Source organism: Coleofasciculus sp. A1-SPW-01 (assembly GCF_040217205.1).
GTDB classification, from domain to species: Bacteria; Cyanobacteriota; Cyanobacteriia; order Cyanobacteriales; family Coleofasciculaceae; genus Coleofasciculus; species Coleofasciculus chthonoplastes_A.
Map to the genome: position 1 here is coordinate 1 of NZ_JAVJNP010000003.1, position 19,247 is coordinate 19,247.

The 19,247-nt window shown below is 48.6% G+C and carries 5 protein-coding genes; all 5 read right to left on the reverse strand.

The window, feature by feature from the left end:
* Positions 1-3,141: amino acid adenylation domain-containing protein (locus RH949_RS00160; protein WP_446351553.1), on the reverse strand; the 3,141-nt coding region annotated here is incomplete at its 3' end.
* The gene (locus RH949_RS00165; RefSeq protein WP_446351554.1) at positions 3,138-7,952 is read right to left on the reverse strand and encodes an amino acid adenylation domain-containing protein; all 4,815 of its coding nucleotides are present in this window, start codon (positions 7,950-7,952) and stop codon (positions 3,138-3,140) included. The genes RH949_RS00160 and RH949_RS00165, both read right to left, overlap by 4 nt.
* A 64-nt stretch (positions 7,953-8,016) precedes the next feature.
* Positions 8,017-8,268, reverse strand: coding sequence for a hypothetical protein (locus tag RH949_RS00170; protein ID WP_006104289.1), 252 nt, complete (start codon positions 8,266-8,268; stop codon positions 8,017-8,019).
* 29 nt (positions 8,269-8,297) lie between these two features.
* Positions 8,298-15,695, reverse strand: coding sequence for an amino acid adenylation domain-containing protein (locus RH949_RS00175; protein ID WP_446351555.1), 7,398 nt, complete (start codon positions 15,693-15,695; stop codon positions 8,298-8,300).
* The gene (locus RH949_RS00180) at positions 15,692-19,237 is read right to left on the reverse strand and encodes a type I polyketide synthase (protein ID WP_446351556.1); all 3,546 of its coding nucleotides are present in this window, start codon (positions 19,235-19,237) and stop codon (positions 15,692-15,694) included. The genes RH949_RS00175 and RH949_RS00180 overlap by 4 nt, the downstream gene beginning before the upstream one ends.
* Between the last annotated feature and the right edge of the window lie 10 nt (positions 19,238-19,247).

A 19,247-nucleotide genomic window follows, 5' to 3' on the forward strand; every position in this document is an offset into this window, starting at 1 on the left:
GGCATCCAATTCGGCGACGGTGGGGGCTTCAAATAGGGTGCGTAGGGGGATTTCTCTTTGGAAGATTTGCCGCAGTCGCGAGACGACTTGAGTGGCCAAGAGGGAATGTCCACCCAGTTCAAAGAAGTTGTGATGGATACCTACTTGGGGCTGTTTGAGGACTGAAGCGAATACGTTGGCGATTATTTCTTCTTTTTGTGTCCTTGGCGGTACATACTCGTTTGCATCGCTGAATACTAAGTCGGGTATAGGTAACGCTCGACGATCAACTTTTTGATTGGGTGTTAACGGTAAGGCGTTTAGAGCAACAAATGTTGATGGAATGGCGTATTCTGGTAATTTCGACAACAGAAACTGCCGCAATTGTTCGGCTGTTACGGTCTGTTCTGGTTTGGCAACGACATAGGCGACGAGTCGTTTTTCATTGGCGGTGTTTCCCTGTACGGTGACGACTACTTGGCTTAACTGTGGGTGTTTGCTTAAAACGGCTTCGACTTCACCCAATTCGATCCGGAAGCCGCGAATCTTGACCTGGTGATCGACCCGCCCCAGAAACTCAATGTTGCCATCTGGCAAATACCGCGCCATGTCACCTGTTTGGTAAAGTTTTCCTGTGCCAAACGGATTGGACACGAATTTCTCGGCGGTTAAGTGGGGACGATTGAGATAACCTCGTGCCAGATTTGCCCCGCCAATGCATAAAAAACCGGGAACGCCAATCGGAACGGGTTGCCATTGCTGGTCTAGAATGTAAATCTGTGTGTTGGCGATCGGTTGACCAATGGGAGGATAAATGGGCCAGGTATCGGGTGAATCGTTGAATGTATAGGATGTAACGACATGGGTTTCTGATGGACCATAATGATTATGCAAATAGCAATGGTGGAGCTGCTTAAACAACTCAATAATTGGCTGAGTAATTTGCAACTGTTCACCCGTTGTCACCACCTCAGTTAGATGACGAAACAAATGAGATTGATGCCCATACACTTGGGCAATTTGTTGCCACAAAGCGACTGGAAAAATGACTTTCTGTATGGTTTTTTTAGCTAAGAAATGGACGAGTTTATCCACATCCAACTGGAGATTCTCTGAAATCATGTACAGTGTGCCACCGGAACACCAAGCCGCAAACATTTCGTGAAAGCTGGCATCAAAACTGAGGGACGCAAATTGGAGAACCCCAACCCCCTTTTCCATGGTGTCTAGATGCCAGTGAATCAGGTTGCCTAGGGCTTGGTGAGATAGGGTAATGCCTTTGGGTTGCCCGGTCGAACCCGATGTATAGATGACGTAGAGAAGGTTGTGGGGGGTGACGGAACTGGTGGGATTCGTGGTGGGTTGTTGGGTGATCAAGTCCCTTTGTTCATCAAGACAGACGAGATGAGGGACATCGGGGAGCAGCGATCGCAATCGGGATTTGGTGAGGATGAGTTTGGATTGAGTATCCTCTAGCATAAAAGCCAGCCGTTCTCGGGGATAAGCGGGGTCGAGGGGGACATAGGCTCCACCTGCTTTCAGGATGGCTAATAGTGCGATCGCCATGTCTAAAGAGCGCTCAACACACAAACCCACTAATTCCTCAGGTTTTACCCCCAATGATTGCAGATAGTGAGCTAACTGATTAGCTTGCTCATTCAACTGCTGATAGGTCAATACAGCATTGTCAAACTCTACGGCTATGGCATCAGGAGTGCGCTCAACCTGTTGCTCGAACCTCTGATGGAGACAGGTATCTCGATAATCGGTAGTTGTCTGGTTCCATTCGACTAACAACTGTTGCTGTTCAGCATCAGTCAACAAGGGCAGTTCCCCGACTTGCTGCTGTGGATTAGCCGCGATCGCGTCTAGGATTGTCTGTAAATGTCCTGCCATACGCGCTATGGTATCGGCGTCAAAACGACTGCGATCGTAACTCAGTTTAATTAATAATTCAGCTTCAGCCAGGATCAACACCGTCAGGGGATAATTGGTTTGTTCAAAAACCTCTACATCTGTGACGGTGAGGGAGTGGTTTGACTGCCTCAACGATTGATCGACCGGATAGTTTTCAAACACCACAATGCTCTCAAACAGGGTGATTGGGGCTTGCACCTCACTAAGCTGTTGAATGTCTGCTAGGGGAATATAGCTATACTCCTGCAGGTTGATTTGTGTCTGTTGGAGTTGCTCTAGCCAACCCAACAAGGACTTGTCTCTGGGGACTGAAACCCGCAAGGGTAGGGTGTTAATGAACAGTCCAACCATCTCTTGGATGCCGGATAAGTTACCCGAACGTCCCGATACCGTTACTCCAAACACCACCTCTGACTCTCCGCTATAGCGACTCAACAATAGCGCCCAAGCACCTTGGATCAGGGTAGCTAAGGTGAGAGAATGCTCTCGGGCTAAGGTTTGAAGTCCTTGAGTAACGTTGGATGATAATCGCAGTTCCTGGGTTTGATAATTGGGTTGCTGTTCCCAGCCTTGATGCTGAGGGCGATCAACAACTAGGGGTGTGGGCGCTCTAAATCCCTGGAGCGTCCGTCGCCAAAATGCTTCCGCCTCGGATCGGTCTTGCTGTTGCAACCAAGCAATGTAGTCTCGATAGGGACGAGGCGTCGTCAGTAAACCCCTTTGACCTGGATTGTCAGCTTCATAGAAGGTCAAAACTTCTTTGAGCAGAATCGGGAGGCACCAACCATCCATTAAAATATGGTGATGACTCCAGAGAAACTGATAGCGTTGCTCCGGAAGCTCAATCAGGGTAAAGCGCATCAGGGGAGCCTGGTTGAGAACAAACCCCTGATGGCGGTCTGATTGCAACAAGTCCTGCAAGCGCTGCTGTTGCTCCTGGGCAGATAGATCGCGCCAATCGTAATCCATCCAAGGTAACTCCCCCTGTTTGCGGACTACCTGTAGAGGTTGCTGTTGATTTTCCCACACAAATAACGTCCGCAAAACGGGATGGCGTTCGATCACCTTCTGCCATGCTTGCTTAAAGGCAGCGCGATCAAGATGCCCCGACAGGGTAAACAACTTTTGCTCAACATAGACTCCTGAATGGGGCGCATAAAGGGTATGAAACAACATTCCCTGTTGCATTGGCGAGAGCGGATAAATTGCTTCTATAGTCTTGCGCTTTTCTGCTGTTTGATTCACAGTCCTACCTCTTCCAATAAACTATCCAGTTCTTGTTGATTCAACCCAGCTTCCGGAAAATCTGAGGGCGTGTATCCCTGGGCTTCAGGAGACAGACAATGGTCAATTAGTTCCTGTAGGGCTTCTTTATACTGATTAGCTAGTTTTTTTACTGTATCACCGTGATGAATTTTATGGCAATACGTCCACGTAATTTTCAATTCTCCTTCCACAATCATGGCATTTATATCTAATAAATAGGGCCGATTTCCCTGGGGACTACGATCAAACTGCTTCAACCGATGATCAACTTGCCAACTTACGCCCAGGACGGTTTCCTGTAGCAATTGTCCAAAGTAATTAAAGCGAATCTCTGCTTGAGGCAATGCCTTCAGTTGACGGCAACTTTCAGGGTCTTGACTGAGATAACGGAGAATGCCGTAACCAATCCCCCGATCGGGAATAGCACGCAATTGTTCTTTGATTACCTTAAGTTGCTCTCCAGGTGCCGTTAAAGTTGCATCCTGTAATAGGACAGGAAAAATACTCGTAAACCAGCCCACTGTTCGGGATATATCCACCTCCTCAAATAAGTCTTCTCGTCCATGGGCTTCCAAATCAATGAGAACAGCAGAGTTGCCCGTCCATATCTTCAACGTCTGTACTAATGCGGTCAAAAGAACATCATTGATTTGGGTATTGTAGGCAACCGATACCTCCTGAAGGAGGGCATCCGTTTGCTTTTGCTCTAACGCCACAGATATGTCAGCGGCATTTGCCACTGTATTCTGATGTAGGTTCGTCGGTTCATCCATTGGCAGTGGTGCGACGTTCGACCAAGGTAAATTCAGCCAATACTGCAACTGTTGCTGTAAATCCTTTGATTGGGCATAATCACGCAGACGCCTCGACCAATCTTGAAAGGCGGTGGTTTTCGGCGGCAGTTGTCGGCTTTTTCCCTGTTCTAGCTGCTGATAAACCTTCAATAAGTCCTCAATTAGTATCCGCCACGAAACGGCATCGACGGCGAGGTGATGAATGATGATCAGTAAACGTCCTTCACGGTTGCTACCCAACTTAAACAGTATGACTCGCATCAACGGACCGGCTGAGAGATTTAAGCTGGCTTGTCGGGCAGCCGCCATGTCTTCAATCGCCCTGGATTGTTGGGATGGGGACTGATCTGATAAATCAACTGACTCAAACGGTACAGTGTCTTCCAGCCCGTTGTTGATCTGCTGCCAGTTCCCTGCCTGAACATTAAACCGTAGACGTAAGGCATCATGATGCTCTAGCAATTGGCTAACCGCTTGGCACAAAACCTCAGCCTGGAAGGTATGGGGTACTTGCAATAGTACCGACTGATTAAAATGATGGGGTTCAGACCAATTTTGCTCGAAAAACCAGGTTTGAATGGGAGTCAGAGGAACGTCTCCCGTGACAGTCTGCTGTTGAGCAATCACAGTAGTCGTTGTGTTGGCGACAGCCGCCAGTTCAGCCAGGGTTTGATGTTGGAATAGCTGTTTTGGTGTGATTTGAAGACCCACTTGCTTGGCGCGAGAGACCACCTGGATACTCAGGATCGAGTCTCCGCCGATGGCAAAGAAATTATCATGGCGGCTCACTTGAGGCAGATTCATAACCTCCTGCCAAATCACCGCTAAGGTCTGTTCTATGGGGGTTTGGGGCGGGACTAACTCAGTTTCGCGAACCCCATTCACTTCGGGATCGGGTAACGCTTGGCGATTGAGCTTACCGTTGGCTAACAGGGGCAGTTCCGCTAACACCACAAAGGTCGCGGGTATCATATACTCAGGCAGATGCTGCTTCAGGAAGTTGCGTAGCTCACTAATCGGGGGGGCGGGTTCGTGGTTGACCACCACATAGCCCACGAGACGCTTGTCTCCTGATGGTTCGGAGCGAGCAATAACTGCTGCCGTCTGCACTTGTGGATGTTCACTGAGTATGGCTTCAATCTCTCCCAGTTCAATCCGGAAGCCACGAATTTTGACTTGGAGATCAATGCGACCTAGCAATTCAATGGTGCCATCGGGTAGATAACGGGCAAGATCTCCGGTTTTATACAGACGTGAGCCTGGCTCTTGGCTGAACGGATTGGGGATGAATTTCAGCGCTGTGAGATCGGGTCGGTTGAGGTAGCCTCGGGCTAAATAGACACCACCGATATGTAATTCACCGGGAACGCCGATGGGTACAGGTTGTAGCTGGGAGTCAAGAATGTAGATTTGGGTATTTGCCAGGGGACGACCTAGGGGAAGTTGTGAGTATTGGGACAGATCTGACTTATCCTCGACCTGATAGACTAAGACGCCGACGGTGGCTTCTGTTGGACCGTAGTGATTAAAAATGGTGCAGGTTGGGGCTTGCTCTTGAAGGCGTTGCACCCAATCTGCATTGGAGGATTCACCACCGAGAATCAAGAGTTTTTGGGGCAGGATTGACTGTTGAGTGGTTGGGGTTTGCAACGCCGCCAGATGGGAGGGAACTATTTTGAAATAGTCTATGGGATGGCGAGTGAAGTAGTCCGCAAAGGCATCTGGGTCAAACACTCGTTGATCCGAAAGCAGATGAAGAGTTCCCCCGGTCGATAAACAGGCAAAAATAGTGGTGAGACCTGAATCAGCACTAATGGTAGCCGCTAAAGCAAAATGGCGATTGGGCTGAAACGTCATCCGATCGGTCACACCGTAGTGGTAATTTAAGATGGATTTTTGCTCAATGGCAACTCCCTTGGGCTTGCCAGTAGACCCAGAGGTATAAATGACATAGGCAAGATTATGGGCATGGGTGCGACAGACTGGATTCTCCTGACTCTTGGCATCCAGGTTTTGGTTGTCTATGTCTAAACAAATGACATGGGCTGAAGAGGGCGGCAATAGATCCAAGAATTTTTGCTGAGTGAGCAGCACCAAGACTTGGGAATCGCTTAACAGATAGTGCAAACGTTCTGGGGGATAGGTGGGGTCAAGGGGGACATAAGCACCACCCGCTTTGAGAATCCCTAGCAGCGCCACGATGATTTCGACAGAGCGCTCAAAACAGATGCCCACCAACACCTCTGGACCGACACCCAAGCTTTGTAACTCGTATGCCAATTGATTCGCCCGACGATTTAATTCTGAGTAGGTCAGGTGATGGTCTTCACAAACCACGGCTACCGCATCGGGGGTTTGTTCCACTTGTGCCTCGAACAACTGATGGATGCATTTGTCTTGGGGATAAGTGGCTGCTGTTTGGTTCCATTCCACCAGCAACTGGTATTTCTGTTGCTCACTCAGGAGTGGGAATTGACTCACCCGCTGGTCTGGAGCCGTTGCGATCGCGGACAATAGGGTTTGGAAATGCCCAGCCATGCCAGCAATGGTTTCTGGGTTGAATAAGTCTGTATTGTACTTCCAGGTTCCGATTAAGCCTTGCTCGCTCTCCTCGATCATTAATGTCAGATCAAACTTGGCGGTTTGTGTCTCTGGAGCGAAGGGGTTTAGAGTCACCCCAGGTAACACTAATGGCTCTTTGGGTACATTCTGAAAGACGAACAAGACTTGGAACAGTGGCGAGTAGCTTAATGAACGCTCGGGTTGCAGGGCTTCCACCACTTGCTCAAAGGGTAAATCCTGATGACCATACCCTTGCAATGTGACGTCCCGTACTTGTTCCAATAATTGGACAAAACTGGGATTGTCCTCTAGGCGCACGCGCAATACCAATATGTTGGCAATAAAGCCGATCAGGGGTTCAATTTCGGCTCGGTTGCGATTAGCGATGGGCGAACCAATGAGAATATCCTCTTGAGCGCTGTAGCGGTACAATAGGGTAGAAAATGCCGCCAACAGCGTCATGAATAGCGTTGTGCCACACCGTTGGCTCAACTCCTGCAACTGTTGAGTTAACCAGGGGTCGATAATGAAGGTTTGAGCCTCACCCCGATAGCGTTGCACCGAGGGTCGAGGGCGATCCGTGGGCAGTTTGAGCAAAGAGGGCACATTGGCTAACTGCTCCTTCCAGTAAGACAGTTGGGATTCGAGCCACTCGCCATTGAGCCGATGACGCTGCCAATGGGCATAGTCCGCATACTGGATCACCAGTTCCGGTAACTGAGAGGGTTTCTGTTGACTAAAGCTTTGATACAAAGCCGAAAGTTCTTGAATAAAAATACCGATTGACCAATAGTCGCAAATGATATGGTGCATCACAATCAACAGCACCCATTCATCCGGCGCGAGGTGGATCAACGTGGCATACACTAGCGGTCCTGCGGCTAAATCAACCCGCATCTGGGCTTGCTGTTGGGCATAATCAGACAATCGGCTCTCTCGTTCGCTTGCCGATAGATGCTGCCAATCTAATTGTGTCAGTTCTGCCGTTGCCTCGGGTGCGATCGCTTGCTGTGGCATACCATCGACCAAGGGGAAAGTCGTCCGCAGCACTTCATGGCGGCGCAAAACCTCGGCAAAGGCACGTTGTATAGCACTGACATCTAGCGCACCTGTAATTCGGATTCCGCCATGCTCGTTATAGGCAGTTGAACCTTCAAGTTGGTCAAGAAACCAGAGTCGCTCTTGACCAAATGAGAGTGGTAAGGGTTGGTTCCTCGGAATACCCTGAATGGGAGGCAGTGCCGATTTCACCTTACCCTCGACTGTATTCAGAAAGGCGAGGATTTCTGGTTTATACTCGGCAATTTCTTGACGGAGTTCAGCTGTTAAAACGCCTTTCGGGGCTCGATACCGTAACTTTTCTCCTTCAGCAATCACTTGAATATTTAGTTTTCGGAGTCGAGACAGAAATTTGACCACCCGGCTTTGATTCATTGTTCTTACTCTTCTTGCTCCATGCTCTCTGAACTATTGGCTCACTCTATCCCCATGTTGATCTCTATAAATCCTGGATGAACGGTAAATCGCTTCCAGTATGATTCATGACATTAGGGGAAACCAAGTCACCAAATTGAAACCGTCCAGAATAAATCGTTTTTAATAGAACGAAGTCAGGATTTTGACTATTTTTCCGGATAGTCTGGTAAGTATTAAATAAGGTTCGCAGCCTAGATAAAGATAGTTTTTGACGCATCATCCTGTTGTTGGTTTCAATGACTCCATAATTGGTGAGTTGACGGTGTTGATTCAATCCATCCGATGCTTAAGCGCTCTAGGGTTTCATATTTCTTCTTCGTCGTGATCAAACTCTGCCTCGTCTAACTCTTTCCCCACCCAACTGACTGTTTCAATGTAGTCAGCGATGTGGCTAACTGTTGGCTCCTCAAAGAATTGACGGAGAGGGAGTTCAATCTCAAAGTCTTTCCGAATTCTGGAGATGAGGCGAGTGGCGACAAGGGAATCCCCCCCGATTTCAAAGAAATTGTCGTCAATTCCTACCCCATTTAACCCAAGAATAGTTTCCACCATCTGAACTAACTGTTTTTCAACCGGAGTACGGGGTGGCGTAACAACTTTTTCCAGTGGAGGATTCACCTGATCCGGCTGAGGTAGGGCTTTGTAGTTAACTTTACCATTGGGAGTCAGTGGCAACGTGTCTAACGCCATGAAAAGTTTGGGAACCATGTAGTCGGGTAACTTCTGTTGTAAATACTCTCGCAATTCATCAGCATTAAAAGGTGATCTTTGTCCCGAATCAGACGAGAACCAGCGTTGAGTTTGAGCCGCCTCAATTTTTCCTCCCACAAAACTATACAGCAGACGCTGAGTTGATTCGAGTTTGAATACCTCTCGTAATTGGCTAAATTCGAGATAACCAATGGGACACAAACCCAGGGAGTAGGTTGGCGCGTTACTCATCAACAGTTGACCGATATGACCCGCTTCCAGGAGGCAGAAATTCATGGCAAGATCGCCATACATGGGCGAAATGGCACTGAACTGCCCAATTAAAAAGATGGCAAAAGTTGACTGTTCAAAAATTGACTGATTTCCCCCATAAATACTCCCATCAATTTCAGCGCTGTTTGAAATTAAGACTAAGCGATGGTCAGGGGGAGAGTAGTAGTAAACTCCGGCGTCTAGCCCGTTCACAGCATTCGGCTTGATCCATAAATAAGTCTGTACTGGATAAAGACTTCCTGCGGAAGGATAACGATATTTGGGCAGCGGATAACTCTCCAGTTGCATGGGGAACAGGCAACTTAAAAATTGGCTAAAGTCGTCTAACGAAATCGAACTACGCTGAAATTGCCGATAACTTTGACGAGCGAGATAGGCTTGATTTAGAGCTTCATCAAACTCCGGTTTTGGTAACTCAATAGTTGTTTGCTCGGCTTGTTTGGGTCGTAGTCCGGGTTGTCTAAGCTTAAATTCAATCCGCTCTAGGGGATCGACAATAACGCCGTCTAATTGATGGGGATCGTAGGCTTCAGTTTGCGCCGATTGCGCTTTAAGGGTTGCATTTTGTTCGGGGACAACGTAAGCGACTAAGCGTTTCTGTTCTCGGGACTCTCCGAGAGTTGTCACCACAGTCTCTTTAACCGCCGGATGCTGTCTTAATACCGATTCAATTTCACCCAATTCAACACGGTATCCATTAATTTTGACTTGAAAATCTTCTCGACCGATAAATTCAATATTGCCGTCGGGCAAATACCGTCCCAAGTCACCGGTTTTGTATAATTGCTCTCCCGTTAACGGATGAGTAATAAAGCTGGCTTCGGTCTTCTGTGGATTTTTCCAGTATCCTTGAGCGAGTCCGATGCCACCAATATAAAGGTATCCCGGTATCCACAGTGGACAAGGCTGCATCAACTCATTGAATACATAAAACTGTTGGTTCTGCAAGGGTTTCCCATAGGGAATACTCCGCTGTGTGGGTTGAACCTCTTCAATGGGATAATAAATTGACCAAATTGAGGCTTCTGTTGCTCCGCCCAGGCTGATCACCTGTAGGTTTGACCCAAGGGCTTGGACTTGTTGGGGTAAACTCAGAGGAATCCAATCCCCACTTAATAAAACTAATCGTAAGGGTAAGATGTCTGGGTTAGGATAATCAGCCCGATAATCCACCAACATTTGCATTAAAGCCGGAACAGTATTCCACAACGTCACTTGGTGAGCGGTAATCAAGTCTAACCAGTGTGCGGGATCGGTGCGTTTTTCCGGTGAGGGCATAACAATCGCGCCCCCAGCGGCGAGTAAACCGAAAATGTCATACACCGACAGGTCAAAGTTTAATGCCGATAGCGCCAAGACGCGATCGCGGGCGGTGACGCCAAAGCGCTGGTTGATATCTAAAATCGTATTCACGGCGCCTTGGTGGTCGATCATGACCCCCTTAGGTACACCGGTAGATCCCGAGGTATAAATCACATAGGCTAAATCCGTCACCGACTGTACCGATGGGAGTTCCTGAACCTGGAGTTCTGCAAATTCCTCTGGCTTAACAACCAAACATTGCACGTCTTTTGGCAGGGGTAATTGTTCCTTCAACCTGGATTGAGAGACAACCAGCTTCACCTCTCCTTGCTCCAGCAAGTAGGTTTGTCGCTCTTGAGGTAAATTGATGTCAATGGGTAAATACGCCGCACCAGACATCAAAATGCCCAGAACCGCAACAATTTGTTCCCAGCCTTTCTCCATCACCACCGCCACCAATGTATTCGGTGCAGCGCCTAATTGCCGGAGCCGATGACCAAGTTGGTTGGCTCTGAGGTAGACATCCTCATAGGTCAACCGACGCTCTGGCGTGATCATCGCGATCGCCTGGGGGTTGCGGTTCACTTGTTCCAGAAATAGACCCTGTAATGTCTGCTTTGACACAGGTGCCGCCGTATCATTTACGGCTCTTCGTTGTTCCCGTTGGGCAGGGGGTAAGAGTTGAGGGTAAGGGTCATCCCACGCCTGCTCAGAGGTGGCTAAGGTTTTCAGCCATTGGCAATAGGATTCAAACATATCGTCCAGAACACCAACGGGAAACAATTCTTCAATCGCATCCCAGTTGAACACTAACCCCCCATCTTGTTCATAAACTTGTTGATCAAGCCAGACTTGGGGCGTTTGAGTGATGCCATACACCAGTTCTCCCAACTGGTTGAGACTAAATTCTTCTTCAGTCAGGGAATTGAGTCCCAAGGTACTGGTAAACACCACCCCCATCGGTTGATAATGTCCGCGCTGACGGCGCAGCTCTCGCTGGACATCAACGCCACTGAAATAGTGGTGATCTAAGTCTTGCCACAATTGCTGCTGTAAGCGTTGAGCGCGGTTGGTAAAGGGAGTAGCGACGGAGTTATTGACCTCAAGCAGGTTCAGGGAGGTGAAATCTCCAACCAAGTCATTCACTTGAGGATGTAACGGTAAGCGATTAAACAGCGTGAGATTAATCGTGAATTTTGGACTCTTACTCCACAGAGTTAAGATATCCGCAAAGGCGGTTAACAAGACAATCGAAGGGGTGAGATTCCCCTGAACCGTTTTCTGTTTCAATTGCTGCCACTCTTGCGGTAAGAGTTGAGCGCTGCGCCGTTGGAATTGAGGCTCTGAGGTGGACGCCAGATTTCGGGTTAAGGGTAGCTCAGGGGCGGGGGGTAGGGTATGGAGACGATTTAACCAGTAATGCTTAGATCGCTGATACTCCGGTGTCTCTTTAAATGCTGATGCGGCTAACACATAGTCTCGAAACGACAGGTCGAGTTTGGGGAGGGACTGATCGGGATGGCGGTAGAGGTGTAGCCACTGTTGCCCAATCAGGATTAAGCTCCAAGCATCGGCAATAATAGCATCGATACTCAGGTGCAAACGGATGTGTTTTTCGTCTAGAACTGAAGCCCGGATCTCAAATAGGGGCCACTGGTTCGTGGATAAAACCTGATGGGACATTTGCTCACGAATCGTTGCTAACTGAGTGGCGATCGTTTGGGGTGATTCGTGGCGCAGATCTAAAATTTCAAACGGATAGGGAGGAACCTGTTCCAGAATTTGCTGTTGACCGTTGGGTAGCACTACAGCCCGCAGTAGATCATGATGGTCAACTAATTCCTGCCAAGCTCGATTCAGGCGTTCTAAGTTTAAATCAACGGTATCGATCTCAAAGTAGGCATGACTAGAGATATTGCCCAAATCAAAGCTAGCATCGCGACCGAGCCAGTAGGCTTGCTGAATATCCGTTAGGGGGAAGGATTGATGACGTTGATCCGGGGCGGGGACGAGGGAGGGGAGAGAGCGAGCCGAGTCTTGCTCCAGGGGTTCAACTTGACGGAATTGACTCAAGGTTTGCTCGAGTTCAGCGACTGTGGGAGATTCAAACAGCGATCGCATGGGTAGATCAAGTTCAAAGGCTTGCCGCAGCCGGGATATGATCTGGGTGGCAAGTAGGGAATGTCCCCCCAGCTCAAAAAAGTTGTCGTAGATGCCTACGGGGACTCCCAAGACATCGGTAAAGATGGTGGCAATTAACTCTTGAGTCAGGGTTTGGGGGGGAACCAACGCTCCCAATCTCCCCCCATCAGCTTCAGGTTCAGGCAGGGCGTGGCGATCTACCTTACCATTCTGATTCAACGGCATTGCCTCAAGCACCACGAAGGCACTGGGTATCATATACTCAGGCAATCGCTGTTTCAGGACATCACGCAGTTCCCGCGTGGTGGGTGGCTCACCCTGAGGCACAAGATAGGCGATTAAGCGCTGATTTCCTGATAAATCGGCTTTGGCGACTACCACGGCTTGGCGGATCTTGTGGTGTGAGGCGAGTACCGCTTCAATTTCGCCGAGTTCGATGCGGAAGCCGCGAACTTTCACTTGGTTGTCAATGCGACCCAGATATTCAATATCTCCAGAGGGGAGATAGCGAGCCAAGTCGCCTGTTTTGTATAGCCTTGCTTCTGGATCAGTGCTGAAGGGATGGGGAATGAACCGTTGTTCCGTGAGTTCGGGACGATTGAGATAGCCTCGGGCTAACCCGGCTCCGCCCACATACATTTCCCCAGGGACGCCGATGGGTACAGGCTGTCCTTGGGGATCAAGAATATACAATTGTAGGTCAGGAATGGCACGACCAATCACACTGGCTGCCTGCTCCAAATCGGCGCTCTGGAGTGGGCGGTAGGTGACGTGAACGGTGGTTTCGGTAATCCCATACATATTGATCAGAGTCGGAGTGCGATCGCCATGTCGTTCCCACCAAGGTTTCAAGCTTTGGAGTTCCAAGGCTTCCCCACCAAAAATCACCCAGCGTAAGCTCAAGGGATGGGCATCACCCAATATTTCATCTGCCTGGATCAGTTGACGAAATGCTCCTGGGGTTTGATTGAGAACCGTAACCTGTTCTTGACTCAGCAACTGATAAAACTCTTCGGGTGAGCGACTAATGTCGTAGGGCACCACCACCAGACGCCCGCCGTAAATTAAGGCGCCCCAGAGTTCCCAAACGGAGAAGTCAAAGGCATAGGAGTGGAATAGCGTCCAGACATCCTCAGGGTTAAACTCAAACCAATCCTGTGTCGCCTGGAAAAGACGCACCACGTTACTGTGGGGGATTAAAACGCCTTTGGGTTCCCCGGTTGAGCCAGATGTATAGATGATATACATCAAATGATCGGGCTGAACGCCACTGACGGGATTCTCGGTACTCTGTTGGGCAATGAGTTGCCAATCCCGATCCAATATGACGGTGACGAGGGCAGAGGTAGGTGGCGGTAGGATGGCTTTTAGCTTATCTTGAGTCACTAGCACTGAGATGTGGGCATCTGCCAGCATATAAGCCAACCGCTCAGTCGGATAAGCTGGATCAAGTGGCACGTAAGCTCCCCCAGCTTTGAGGATTGCCAAAAGTCCCACAATCATCTCCAGTGAGCGTTCGACACAAAGACCGACGAATACCTCTGGTTTTACTCCCAAGGATTGGAGATAGTGGGCTAACTGATTCGCTCGCTCATTTAATTGTTGATAGGTCAACTGTTGGTCTGCAAACACCACTGCTATGGCATCAGGAGTCCGTTGCACTTGGGTTTCAAACCACTGATGTATGCATTGGGATACAGGATAGGTAGTGGTTGGGTTCCACTCCACTAACAACTGGTATCGCTGTTGCTCAGTTAGTAGGGGTAACTCACCCACCGATTGGTCTGGGTTGGTGACAATGGCGTTTAATAAAGTTTGCCAATGACCCACCATCCGAGCAATGGTGTCTTCGTGGAAGAGATCGGTATTATATTTGAGGTCGCCCACTAAAAATGAGTCAGTTTCAGCAATTTCTAGGGTTAGATCAAACTGACCTTCCTGTTGTGGCATCTCAAAGGGTTCAAGCACCAATCCCCCCCACTCGACAGTCGTTCCCACCTGATTGGAGTACAACTTCAGCACATCTGGAGTTTGTTGGAGTTTTTGCCAGACAAAGCAAGCTTGGAATAGGGGTGAGCGACTCAGATCACGCTCAGGCTGGAGCCGCTCTACGATCAGGGCAAAGGGATAATCTTGATGAGCGATCGCGGCTACGACTTTCTGGCGAACGTGAGCTAGAAACGCCCTAAAGCTGGGATTTCCGGAGAGATTTGCCCGTAAGACCACTGGATTGACTAGGTAACCCACGATTTGTGTAAATTCTGGGCGGTGGCGGCTGGCTGTTGGCGAGCCGACTAAAATATCCGCTTGCCCTGTATAGCGATGCAGTAGGACTTGGAATGCGGCTAAGAGGAGGGTGTATAATGTTGTCCCCTCAGATTGAGCCAGTTCCTTCAGTTGCTGGGTTAGGCTTTCACTCAAATGCAGGGGATAGGATGCCCCTTTGTAGGACTGTACTGAGGGTCGAGGGTTATCGGTGGGCAAGTTTAACACGGGTAATTCTCCCGCTAATTCCTGCTGCCAGTAGTTCCACAGACGCTCTCCCTCTGGACTCTCAATTAGATTCCGTTGCCAATGTACATAGTCTGGGTGGGAATGTTCGGGCGGGGGAAGATTAACCACTTGACCCGTTTTGAAGGCTGGATAAAGCACTTTCAACTCATCTAGTAAGAGTCCAATTGACCATCCTTCCCCGGTAATATGATGAATGACTAACAACAGGATATGCTCCTGAGCCGAGCGGGTAAACAGTCTCACCCGCATCACGGGTCCATGTTCAAGATTGAAGGGGGTTTGATAGGCGGCAATGACCTGTTTTTTTAGGTCTTCCGGATGCCAGGTTGTCCCATCAATTTGCTGGAAATCTACTAGTTGTTCTGGATGAATCTGCTGAATGGGTTCTGTGCCTAGCTTGGGGAACGTGCTACGCAAAATGGGGTGACGCTCGGTCAACGTTTGAAAAACCTTTTGCAACGCGGCAACGTCTACCTGGGAACGAATACAACAGTTAAACGCGACATTGTACGCTGGACTCGCTGGTGCCAATTGCCACAAAAACCAGAGCGCCCGCTGACCATAAGATAGGGGATAAACTTCTAGTAGATGCGGCTGTTCTTGCAGCAACTTGAGAATGTCTAGTTTATCGGCTTTAAGTTGATCTAATACTGAGGCGGTGGCTTCATTGTTCGGCGCCCGATAGCGCAGCCGTCCCTGCTCACTCCATAATTTCCAACCTTTAATAGAAAGCTCTTGTAAAAAAAACGATAAATTCATAGTTCCCCCTCAATCCAATCACTCTTTTGTTCACGGGTTTGGTTGACTTGGTTGTCTTGGCAACGCTCAATTTTTCCCTCTTTTTCTACCCAGATTAACTGCTTGTTGATCTCAGCAGCTAAAGCGGCAATCGTTGTTCCCCCAATAAATTGTACGATAGGAATGTCTATGCCTAATTCCTGGTGAATGGAATTTTTGAATTCCATTGCTGTCAGCGAATCCATCCCTATCTCAGTTAAGTTTTGTTCAGAACTGGGGAGTTGAGACGGTTTAAGTTTCAACACGAGGGCTACATTTTTCTGTAGGTAGGTGATCAAAAACTCGTCGCGATCGCTGGACGAGGTTTCCTTTAACTGCTGTAACACCTGCCCCAGTTTGCCCAAGGGTTGTACTAGCGGCTGGGGCGATTTTACCTCAATTTCTTTGAGCAGGGTGCGGCGCTCCCGTGCTTCATAAAGTTGTTTGAAAATAGCCCAATCAATATCGACGATGATTGGTTGAGCCACGCCTCGAACCAAGGAAGATTCTAGAGTTTTCAGGAATAGCTGAGGCTCGTAGTATTTCAAGCCGATTTGTGTCACGATCTCCCGCAGGGCTGTAACTCCCTGATGGCGATAATGCATCCCGCCACCGGCTAAGGCTCCTACATTAACGGTCAAAGCGGGTAAGTGCAGATGATGACGATAATGGGCAATGAGATCAAGAAACTGGTTAGCCGCTGCATAATATGCCAATCCTTCAGCGCCCCACAATGATGTAATCGAGGAAATACAAACAAAAAAGTCTAACTTGAGTCCTAAAGTTATTTGATGTAAATTCCAGGTTCCGATGACTTTGGCTGCCAGGATGGACTGGATCAAGTCAGGTGTCATATCGGAAAAGCGGTGAAATCCCGCTACCCCAGCGGCATGAAAAATTCCCCGCAGTGGTGGAGAATAGGCATTAATTTTCTCTAGCACTTCAACAACATCGGCTTGATTACAGACATCCGCTTTGACAACTAAGACGTGAACCCCCAACGCTTCGAGTTGGCGGATCGCTTGTTGAGCCGTACTGGAAGCCTCACCGCGTCCCATCAACACGATATGTCGCGCTCCGTTTTCAACTAGCCAACGGGCGGTGTTTAACCCCAGATGACCTAAGCCTCCTGTAATCAGATAGGTACCATCGGACTGTAAACTTAGGGGTTGTTTAGGGATTGACTGTTTAGGACTAGGGACAAGGCGAGGCACATACCGTTGTTCACTCCGCAGGGCAATTTGGCTTTCTTGATCGGGATACCAAAGTTGCTCAAACAATGCATTTGCTGCATTGACTGGGGAAACGTCGTGATCGAGATCAATCAATCCTCCCCACATCTGGGGGATTTCCATTGCCAGGGAACGTCCCACACCCCACAGGGGTGCCTGAGCGATGGCGGGCGGAACGGCTTCAGAACCGATTCGTTGCGCTCCCTGGGTGACTAACCAAATCTGAGGCAATTGAGAGCGGTTAGTCCGTTGTAGCGCTTGAATTAAGTGTAGGGTACTGGTTAATGACCGGGTTCCATCCTTGTCTAAGGATGAGAGGGTTGTGGCTTCAGGGGGTGTTGTCTCTAAACTCCAAAGATGCACGACACCTCGACAGGGGGGGAGCGTTTCCATCTGTTCGATGAGTGCCTGCATCGCTTCTGGTTCAGTGGGATTGAGGAGAATTTGACCCTCTTGAGCTATGGCATCTTCTTCACAATAAACCAGCCGACAGGTGTCTCCCTGCGCCTCTAACCGTTGGGCTAGCGCTTGACCGATGCCTGTGCGATCGGCAAAAATGAGCCAGCTCCCTGGTTCTCGTATCGGTGACGATGATGATTTGAGCAGGGGTTGGGGTTGCCATTGCAATTCATAAAACCAGTCGGCATACTGATGTTGATCCTGGGTTTGATAATTCTGGTGTTCAACAGGCTGGAGTTGTAAACCCGAAATGTTGACTAATAGTTTTCCGGTTTGATCGAATAGGCGAACATCTCCTTCAATAAGGGTGTCGGTAACAGTTGACAAATAGGCATAACTCCACACCTCATGGCTAATTGTCTCGTAGACTTGAACAGTCTTGAGTCCCATGGGTAGATAAAGGACAGAAGTATTACTTAAAAGCCCTTCTTTGAGTAACGTTGCCAAGAGAACGTGATGACAGGTTTCCCAGAGAGCGACATTCATTTGGATCGAATCCTGGGCGTTAATTTCTGTCCCATCCAGCTTTACTTGGGCGAGTGCCTCGGCTTTGCCTAACCACAACTGTTCTATGCCCTGAAAAGCTTTGCCTAACTGCAGTCCATGCTGATGCAATCGTTGATAGTAGTCTTGGACATTTTGGCGATCGCTACATCGCATCCTTATATCTGACAAGGTGTCGTGATTAGGCGATCGCGGTTGATTCTGTCGGGCAGATGTTACGGAGTTGGATTGTAGACTCTGAACAGGATGGGTTGGGACAAAGGAGCGTTTTGGCGCAGATATCTCAGCGTTATAGCGTTCTCGAAGCTGATTTAGACTGGGTAGATGGTCTAAGATGAGAGTTTTACTTGGACCAAAGTCGAGTAGACAAGCGACTTCATCGACTCCAATATTGTCCAGCTTTTCAAGTAATTCGAGACAGGTGTTGGGGGTTCCGATTAACCCTCTAGCGGTGGCATATTTTTCAAACAAAAAGTTGACAAATGCATCCAAGTCTGATTCAGATAACGTCGATGGATCGATCGTCGATCCCCGACTTTGGGCTAACCCTTTGAGTAGACTAAAATTAGACTTTAGATAGTGACAGTAAGGAACACGAACTTGCTCTCGAACTGCATCAAAGTCCTGCCCCACAAAAGTATGTAACATAATTGAAACAACCCCCGTTTCCGGATTGTGTCCCTGTTTGGCTCTTGCCTGACGATAAAGGGTAATTTTTTCAGCTAAGGTGTCTATATCTTGATCAAGGAGATGAGTTAAAAGATTCGCCCCAATTTCTCCGGCTTGGATAAAGGTTTGAGGATTACTCGCCGCCGTAATCCATATTGGCAAGTCAGGTTGAATGGGTGTGGGATAAATCCGGATCTCGACCTGACTCCCCTTTCCATTGGTGACTTGAATCGATTCACTCCGCCATAGCTTTCGGATCATCTCAATACCGCTAAACATTTCCTGATGACGGTTTTGATACTTTTCCGGAAAAAAGGCAAAGTCATTAGGATTCCAACCCGACGCGAACGATAGTCCAACTCGACCCGCCGATAAATTATCAACAACCGCCCATTCTTCGGCAATCCGAATCGGATTATGAATCGGTAAAACAACACTTCCGGCTTGTAATCGAATCTGCCGGGTTTCTCTGGCGAGGGCGGCATTTAACACAGCCGGATTGGGATAAAGACTGCCAAACTTGGTAAAGTGTCGTTCGGGTGTCCAAATACTTGAGAACGAATGGCGATCGGCAAACTTGGCACTTTCAAGTAGCAGACTATATTTGTCCCCAACGAGAGCCTCTTCACTACTGGCAAAAAACATTAAACCAAATTTCATCTCTTAACTC